The sequence below is a fragment of the Desulfitispora alkaliphila genome (assembly GCF_050433185.1).
Taxonomy (GTDB): domain Bacteria; phylum Bacillota; class Desulfitisporia; order Desulfitisporales; family Desulfitisporaceae; genus Desulfitispora; species Desulfitispora alkaliphila.
Genome location: NZ_JBNPXS010000038.1, coordinates 21,920 through 29,047, shown reverse-complemented (window position 1 = coordinate 29,047; position 7,128 = coordinate 21,920). Strand labels below are relative to the sequence as shown.

At 40.8% G+C, this 7,128-nt stretch carries 8 protein-coding genes and 1 riboswitch; of the genes, 1 reads left to right on the top strand and 7 read right to left on the bottom strand.

Annotation, left to right across the window (positions count from 1 at the left end; all coding sequences use genetic code 11):
- Positions 1 to 107 precede the first annotated feature (107 nt).
- The 7 genes from GGQ84_RS12530 to GGQ84_RS12500 all read right to left on the bottom strand — a co-directional run bounded on the left by GGQ84_RS12530 (position 108) and on the right by GGQ84_RS12500 (position 5,092).
- Positions 108 to 656 carry a hypothetical protein gene (locus GGQ84_RS12530; RefSeq protein ID WP_429163129.1) on the bottom strand — a complete coding sequence of 183 codons (549 nt, stop codon included), beginning with the start codon at positions 654 to 656 and terminating at the stop codon, positions 108 to 110.
- A 19-nt stretch (positions 657 to 675) separates the two neighbouring features.
- Complete coding sequence (locus GGQ84_RS12525; RefSeq protein WP_429163127.1) at positions 676 to 1,044, bottom strand: winged helix-turn-helix domain-containing protein; 369 nt, start codon at positions 1,042 to 1,044, stop codon at positions 676 to 678.
- A gap of 84 nt (positions 1,045 to 1,128) precedes the next feature.
- Positions 1,129 to 2,235: a 2-iminoacetate synthase ThiH gene (gene thiH, locus GGQ84_RS12520; protein WP_429163125.1), complete on the bottom strand. Its 1,107-nt coding sequence runs from the start codon at positions 2,233 to 2,235 to the stop codon at positions 1,129 to 1,131.
- Between the two features lie 26 nt (positions 2,236 to 2,261).
- On the bottom strand, positions 2,262 to 3,032 hold the full coding sequence (locus tag GGQ84_RS12515) for a thiazole synthase (protein ID WP_429163123.1): 771 nt from the start codon (positions 3,030 to 3,032) through the stop codon (positions 2,262 to 2,264).
- Between the two features lie 59 nt (positions 3,033 to 3,091).
- Positions 3,092 to 3,189, bottom strand: a riboswitch (TPP riboswitch).
- A 55-nt stretch (positions 3,190 to 3,244) separates the two neighbouring features.
- On the bottom strand, positions 3,245 to 3,625 hold the full coding sequence (locus GGQ84_RS12510) for an ArsR/SmtB family transcription factor (protein ID WP_429163121.1): 381 nt from the start codon (positions 3,623 to 3,625) through the stop codon (positions 3,245 to 3,247).
- A 14-nt stretch (positions 3,626 to 3,639) separates the two neighbouring features.
- Positions 3,640 to 4,767: a permease gene (locus tag GGQ84_RS12505; RefSeq protein ID WP_429163120.1), complete on the bottom strand. Its 1,128-nt coding sequence runs from the start codon at positions 4,765 to 4,767 to the stop codon at positions 3,640 to 3,642.
- A 76-nt stretch (positions 4,768 to 4,843) separates the two neighbouring features.
- Positions 4,844 to 5,092, bottom strand: a complete 249-nt coding sequence (locus tag GGQ84_RS12500) for a thioredoxin family protein (RefSeq protein WP_429163118.1) — start codon at positions 5,090 to 5,092, stop codon at positions 4,844 to 4,846.
- Positions 5,093 to 5,342: 250 nt separating this feature from the next.
- Here GGQ84_RS12500 and GGQ84_RS12495 point away from each other — a divergent pair, with 250 nt between their 5' ends.
- Entirely contained in the window at positions 5,343 to 7,109 is a 1,767-nt protein-coding gene (locus tag GGQ84_RS12495; protein ID WP_429163114.1) for an Ig-like domain-containing protein, read from the top strand.
- The last annotated feature ends 19 nt before the right edge of the window (positions 7,110 to 7,128 follow it).

Genomic DNA, 7,128 nt, shown 5'->3' with positions numbered 1-7,128 from the left:
TTAACTTAATGAACCGCCAAGTACCGAACGGTATGCTTGGTGGTGTGAGAGGACGGTAGATAAAATAATTATCTACCTCCTACTCGATACCATAGAAAAGCATTTCTTTATATGCTAGCCTGTCCGCTAGTAGTTCCTTTGCGCTTCCACCAGTTAAGCATTAATCCTACAATCAATCCGAATAAGGTCCCTGCAATAAAACCAATTAAAATTTTTAAGTAGAGACCGCTTTCGCTAATAAAAATAGCATTTTTATGCAGCAAGTCGTTATATTCATCCTGCATTGCTACTAGCTCACTTTCTTTAGCTTCCAGCTTTCCCTCGGCTTCCTCTAGTTTTTCTTCTAGAAATTCAATCTGGCTCTCATATCTATCTCCAGCTGCATCTAACTGTTCTTTATTTTCTTCTTTTAATTCCTCTATATGGCGATCCTTATCTCTTATCTGTTGTTTAAGGTAATCAATTTGCTTGTTGATAATGGTCATTGCCATTTGCATTTCATTGAGATTTTCAAAGCTAACAGCTGATTCCCTAGATTCCTGTTCGGCAGCAACAGCGTTTTCGCTTTCTACCTCACTCTCTTCCCCAAAAACTACTCCAGTAAATGAAATTAAAAGTGCTAGTGCTATTAATAAAATTAGTGGCGTCCGTTTCAAAGACCTCTCCCCTCTCACTTTAGAATAATACAAAGTACACTGTGTTTCCTTCTTTGCTTCCTTTTAGCAATTCACAATGTCTGAGTACAGAAAAATTCTTCTGTACTTCAGCAGGAGATAGGTCTAAAGCACTTGCCAGTTCTGCTGCGGTAGCTTTTTCATTTTCTTTTACATATTCATAGATACGCTTCTGAACTTCAGTGAGCCCATCAGTACCAGTTTGCCCCATCATTTCACGGTGTTTTTTTGCCGCATGAACTGCTGCCACATCGCATGTCTTTGGTGGCTGAATAACTTCAATATAACAATCTTCACAAATCTCTTTACCACCGTGGGTCCTAATATCCTCTTTGTCCACTAAATCTCCGCATTGATGACATTTTTGCATTTCCAATCCCCCCTTGCTTTTATTTATATAATTTCGATTAAGCTCAGGGAAAATCCTTCCTTTATACAATACTACTTTATAAGATTAGGTTAGTTGGTGCCAATCCTTAAAGACCGGCTGATATCCATTAGCCTTTAGCATTTTCTTCATAGCTGGTACATCTCTGTCATCTGAGATGTTAAATTGCTCTTCTCCTGGGTCATCCATAGAGTGACCTCCTACTGCAGTACATGAATTGGCAGACATCTTAGTAACTCCTAATCTTAGGAGATTATCTCTAAATTCTGCACTTTCCCTGGTGGATAAGGTAATCCCCGTTCGCGGTAAAAAGATGCGCAGAGCTAACAAAGACTGAACCAACTGTTTATCATCTATTGGATAAGGAGGATTATAGCCTCCTGCGTATGGCCTCATTCTTGGTAAGGAAATGCTTAACTCTGTATCAAGATACGTATCTTGTAAGTATTGAGCATGAACACCCACGCTAAAGATTTCTTGTTGCCACTGGGCTAGCCCTAAAAGAGCGCCGATGTTTACAGCTCTCATACCAGCTTTGCAAGCCCGTTCTGGTGCCTCTAGGCGATAAGGGTAATTTGTCTTAGGCCCTTTTAAATGTACCTTAGTGTAAACCTCAGGGTCATACACTTCCTGGTAGATGGTAAGTCCATCTACTCCTTCATCCACTAATAGAGCGTACTCTTCTGTGTTTAAAGGATAAATTTCTATAGAAATGGAGCTAAAGTACTTTTTTAATACTCTAACACAATCTGCAATGTAAGAAACTGGACTTTGCTGCCTTGATTCCCCTGTTAGGATTAAAATATGTCTAATTCCCGTGGCGGCAATGGCCTTCGCTTCTATTTCCACCTGTTCTAAGGTGAGCTTACTTCTATTAAACTGGTTGTCAGATTTGTACCCACAGTATATGCATTTGTTTACACAGTGGTTTGCCAAATACATTGGAGTATAAAGAAATATAACACGCCCAAAATTTTGCACTGTAACCTGGTGGGCTCGCTGGGCCATTTCCTCCAGGTAACCTTGAGCAGAATCCGAAATCAAAGCGAGAAAATCCTCTGTACCCAAAACATCTTTATATAGAGCTCGCTCCACATCAGCCACAGTTGCCTGCTTTAACTTTGCTTCCAATTGGGACCTATCTATTTGATCATAACGTTCATAAAAACTCATAGAAAAACGCTCCTTTATTGTATATCTTATCTTAAAAATCCTGTTAAGGGTGAGGATGCTTCTGCATACTCTTTTACTGCTCCTGTACCTGCCAAGAAAGCCTTCCTCCCAGCACTCACAGCCTCAGCAAAGGCACTTCCCATAATCTCTGGATCTTTTGCAGTGGCAATAGCTGTATTTACTAAAACTGCTTCTGCACCCATTTCCATAGCTTCAGCAGCCTCTGAAGGCTTACCAATTCCCGCGTCTACAATAATAGGAACTTTAATTTCTTCAATCATTATCTTTACTAATTCCTTAGTTTTCAGGCCGCGATTAGTTCCAATGGGAGCTCCCAAAGGCATTACTGCTGCAGCCCCCACACTTTCCATTTGTTTACCCACCATTAGGTCAGGACTCATGTATGGAAGTACTACAAAGCCCTCTTTTACAAGAATTTCTGTTGCTTTAAGAGTCTCAAAGTTATCAGGTAATAAATATTTGTTGTCTTTAATTACCTCAATTTTTATCCAGTTGCCACAACCGGCTGCTCGAGCAATTTTAGCTATTTTCACTGCTTCCTCAGCAGTTCTTGCGCCAGATGTATTGGGTAAGATAATTGTTTCCTTTGGAATATAAGTAAGCACATTGTCTTCTGGAGCTGCGTCTAAATCAACTCGACGCAAGGCCACTGTAATAACTTCAGAGGCTGAGGATTTGAGAACCTTTGTAATCATAGATTTATCTGGGAATTTGCCTGTGCCAACAAATAGTCTACTATTTAATTCCTTGCCACCAATTTTGAATACATCATTCATGGGGAATCCCTCCTAAAAAAAATAACGGAAGTTCTGGGAACTTCCGCAAAATAATCAAATTATCTTTTGGCTTGCTTCCCTACGCTGGCATTAACCAACAGGTTCGAAGAGTTGGGACAAATCCCTCTCAGCCCAATGGGCACCCCTAGCTTCTTTTTATTTAATTTTAAATAATAATCAGCTAAATGTAAAGCTTCAATTTCTAAATAAATTTAATCATTCTCAATAATCATATTCTCTTTTTTGCGCTGACGCAGTTTTTCATTTGTAGGCATGTTGTTTAAGTTATCCAGCTCTTTCTGAAAACTGGGCATTTGACTTAAATCTGATGTCAAAAACTGCTTTAAATCGGAAAAGAGCCCCTGTAAGTTATCTTTATTAATTGAGTAATAAACCCAATAACCTTCCCTGCGCTCTTGAACCAGGTCAGCCTCCTTCAGCACCTTTAAATGCTGGGACACCCGAGGTTGTAGCATTTCCAATATTTCACTCAACTCACATACGCACATACTCTGGATGGAGAGCATTTTTAAAATTTTTAATCGTGTTGGCTCACCTAGAGCTTTAAATTTTTTATGAATGCTTAGATCCATTTTTAATCACCTCATTATCCCATGATAGCACCGAATATTAATCCCACTATGGTAGACATTATCACAACCAGTAGGATATATACGGCTGTCTTTTTATTGCCCAGTACAGAGCGAATCACTAACATATTTGGTAAGCTGAGAGCGGGACCGGCTAATAGCAACGCCATGGCAGGACCGTTGCCCATGCCAGATCCAACTAACCCTTGAATTATTGGCACCTCTGTCAAGGTAGCAAAGTACATTACTGCTCCCAGTAGGGATGCAATCACATTGGCTGAAAGAGAGTTTCCTCCCACTAGTCCTTCAATCCATGGAGCGGGGATGATACCTGCATCAGTGCCAGGTCTACCCATTAAGAAACCGGCCAAGAGCACACCCACTACTAATAAGGGCAGAATTAGCTGGGTGAACTCCCAAGTAGAGTTGACCCAATCTTTTAATTCATCCTTGGTAAACCAGCGAACAATCATATAAGCCAAAGCCAAGAAAAGAGGTAATGCCAATACGAAATACTCTTGAGCGGCAAAAATCAGTATAAAAACCAGTACAGTAAAGTAAATTGCATTTTGCATACCAGTGCGGCCTGTATCATTTTCTCCTCCCATATCAAAGTCCGCATTTTCCCTGTCCTCTTCCTCTTTTCTAAATAAATAGTGCATAACTAACCCAATAACTATTGCAAAAATTATAGCTCCCACTGCTCGAGCTACACCAAATTCCCAGCCCAGCACTCGGGCAGTTAATATTATTGCCAATACATTAATGGCAGGCCCGGCGTATAAGAAGGCCACTGCAGGGCCCAGACCGGCACCGCGAGTGTAGATGCCTGCAAATAAAGGCAGAACTGTGCAAGAGCAAACGCTCAGCACTACACCCGATACAGATGCCACTGAATAGGAGACATATTTTTTTGCCTGGGAGCCAAAGTACTTGAGCACTGCGTTTTGAGAAATAAAATTTGTAATTGCCCCAGCTATGAACAGAGCGGGAATCAAACAGAGTATCACATGCTCTCTGGCGTATTCGCTTCCCATCTTAAAGGCCTCTAAAATAGCCTGCTCAACTGCTGCGCTATCAAAGGGAATAAAGAAAAAGGCAAGAAAAATCCCCATATAATATAGGAGTTTTTTCCATTCGCCCATTAAAGCCACCTCCAATTAAATAAGCATTTCCTAATATGAAAGATCTTAATAAACACCCAAAATGGGTGTTTATTTGTTACTCCTTAGCTAATTCAGAAGTGATAATACTGGTTAAATCTCCCTTTGAAGGCAATTTGCCAGAAACCTTTACCTGTCCGTTTACAACTAACCCGGGAGTCATCAAAACCCCTAGCTTGGCGATCTCCTTTACATCGCTAACTTTAATCACATCAGCTTGAACTCCAAGCTCTCCTAAAACCTCTTTAGTCAAATCTTCTAATTTAGTGCACTTGGCACATCCTGTACCCAATACCTTAATTTCCATTCGAAACACCTCCGAAAAGTATATAAGTCTATTCTTATATACTTATGGTAACTCATCTGCTCTTTTTTGGCAAGGGCTAGAGGAAAACTTCAAATTTCTACAGCATCCGAGCATTTGTTCAGTTTCTCCGAGCATTTGTTTATAATCTCCTGGATTTTATCTTTTTCATTATAGTTCTGTAAAAGGAGGAAAGATCCTCTTTAACAAAGAATTAATTACACGATATATAATAAACTACAGGAGGAAAATTATGCAGAAAATTAACTGGTCAAGAATACTGCTTTTCACTTTACTCTTTCTCTTTGCAATTACACCACATGTACTGGCATCAGATGCTGGTACAGGGCCCACAATAGTCAATAGCAACCCTGAAGATAATGAAAGCATGTTTCCTGTGGATGGAGAAATCACTATTCAGTTTTCCGACAATATGAACAGGCGCACCTTAAATACCAGCAATATTTACATCAAGAAATCGGGTGCTGATGAAAGGGACTCTATCAGAGTAAACCTCTCCTCCACTAGCAATGGTCGCACTGTCACATTAGCACCTAGGCGCAATTTAGACTATGACACTGTTTATGCAATCCACATAAAAGATCAGGTTCAGGATGTGCACGGAAATTCTATAGAGCCCATTCGCTACACCTTTGCCACCATAGATCGGGATCGGGCTTTTATATCCTCCCAGTACCCTGCACCAGATGAGGATGACTTTCCCGTTGGGGAAAGTATAACAGTTCGCTTTTCTCGGGACATGGATGGAGATACCATAGATGAGGACAGCGTTTATCTGCGCAGTGCTGGTAGCATGAGAAATATACCGGCCACTGTGCGCTATAGTGACAGCAATCGGACAATTACACTGAGTCCAAGAAGCTCACTAGATTATAGCACTACCTATAATGTATATCTAACAGATCAAATTAGAGATAGCCGGAGAAATAGAATTGAGCGCATCCAATGGCAATTTACCACTAAAGAGGAGGAATACGAAGCTTCAATTGAGATGCAGCCAGATAGTGGAGCTGAAAATATTCCGGTAGATAGTGTTATCACTGTTAATTTTGTGGCAAACATGGATGTGCGCTCCTTTAATACAAATAATATTCACCTGAGAAAAATAGGAGCTCCTAATAGTGTTCCGTTAAAAATCCAATATACTTCTTCGGGGCGAACTCTTTACTTGACTCCTAAGGCGCCTTTGGCCTACGATACCCGCTATAGAGTTACTCTATCTACTCATATTAGAGAATTAGCAGGGTCTCACATACCCATGCAAACCTGGGAATTTGCCACAGAAAATCCCGGGCGGGAGTTCTTATTCCAGGTTAGTCCCCTGCCCTGGGAGAGCAATGTATCTGTAAACCAGGGGATAGCTATTACCTTTGATCAGGAAGAAGTGAATACCAGCTTATTTAATACTGAAAATGTATATGTTAAAAATAGATACACCAATGCAAGAGTCCCTGTGAGTATCTATTATATGGCTGCAAATAACACCCTGCACATTAAGCCCGTTAATCGCTGGAATTACAATAGTACCTATGATGTGCATTTATCAGATAGGCTTTTAAATCAACAGGGGTCCATGCTCCAGCCGGGCTATTGGACCTTTTCCACTCCTGCATCTTACGGCGGAGTGCTATACTCCTCCCCTAATATCTTTCTAAACAACAGGGCCTTAGATTTTCCCGATACTAGACCAGTAGTTCTGGGTCAGGGTCACACCTTGGTAACACTGCGCCCGGTGATGGAGGCCTTAGGGGCAGAGTTTGGAGCAAAGAGTTTGGACTCAGGGGAAATGCAAATATGGGTTAGATACTGGGACACAGAGCTAGTCTTTCATCAAAACAGCCCTGTAGTCTATGAGAACGGTAATAAAAAGGACCTGCCCATAGCAACTAGTATTGTAAACGGACGCACCCTGATTCCCCTACGATATATGGTTGAAGCTCTAGACCTGAGGGTTGAGTGGGATAGAAATCTTCAAAGCATTAGAATCTACAACTATTAAAAAAGTAGGTAGTCTAGAC

Bases quoted from the DNA above. Each gene is read 5' to 3' on its own strand.
- GGQ84_RS12525 (WP_429163127.1), bottom strand. From the start codon at position 1,044: ATGCAAAAATGTCATCAATGCGGAGATTTAGTGGACAAAGAGGATATT.
- thiH (WP_429163125.1), bottom strand. From the start codon at position 2,235: ATGAGTTTTTATGAACGTTATGATCAAATAGATAGGTCCCAATTGGAA.
- GGQ84_RS12515 (WP_429163123.1), bottom strand. From the start codon at position 3,032: ATGAATGATGTATTCAAAATTGGTGGCAAGGAATTAAATAGTAGACTA.
- GGQ84_RS12510 (WP_429163121.1), bottom strand. From the start codon at position 3,625: ATGGATCTAAGCATTCATAAAAAATTTAAAGCTCTAGGTGAGCCAACA.
- GGQ84_RS12505 (WP_429163120.1), bottom strand. From the start codon at position 4,767: ATGGGCGAATGGAAAAAACTCCTATATTATATGGGGATTTTTCTTGCC.
- GGQ84_RS12500 (WP_429163118.1), bottom strand. From the start codon at position 5,092: ATGGAAATTAAGGTATTGGGTACAGGATGTGCCAAGTGCACTAAATTA.
- GGQ84_RS12495 (WP_429163114.1), top strand. From the start codon at position 5,343: ATGCAGAAAATTAACTGGTCAAGAATACTGCTTTTCACTTTACTCTTT.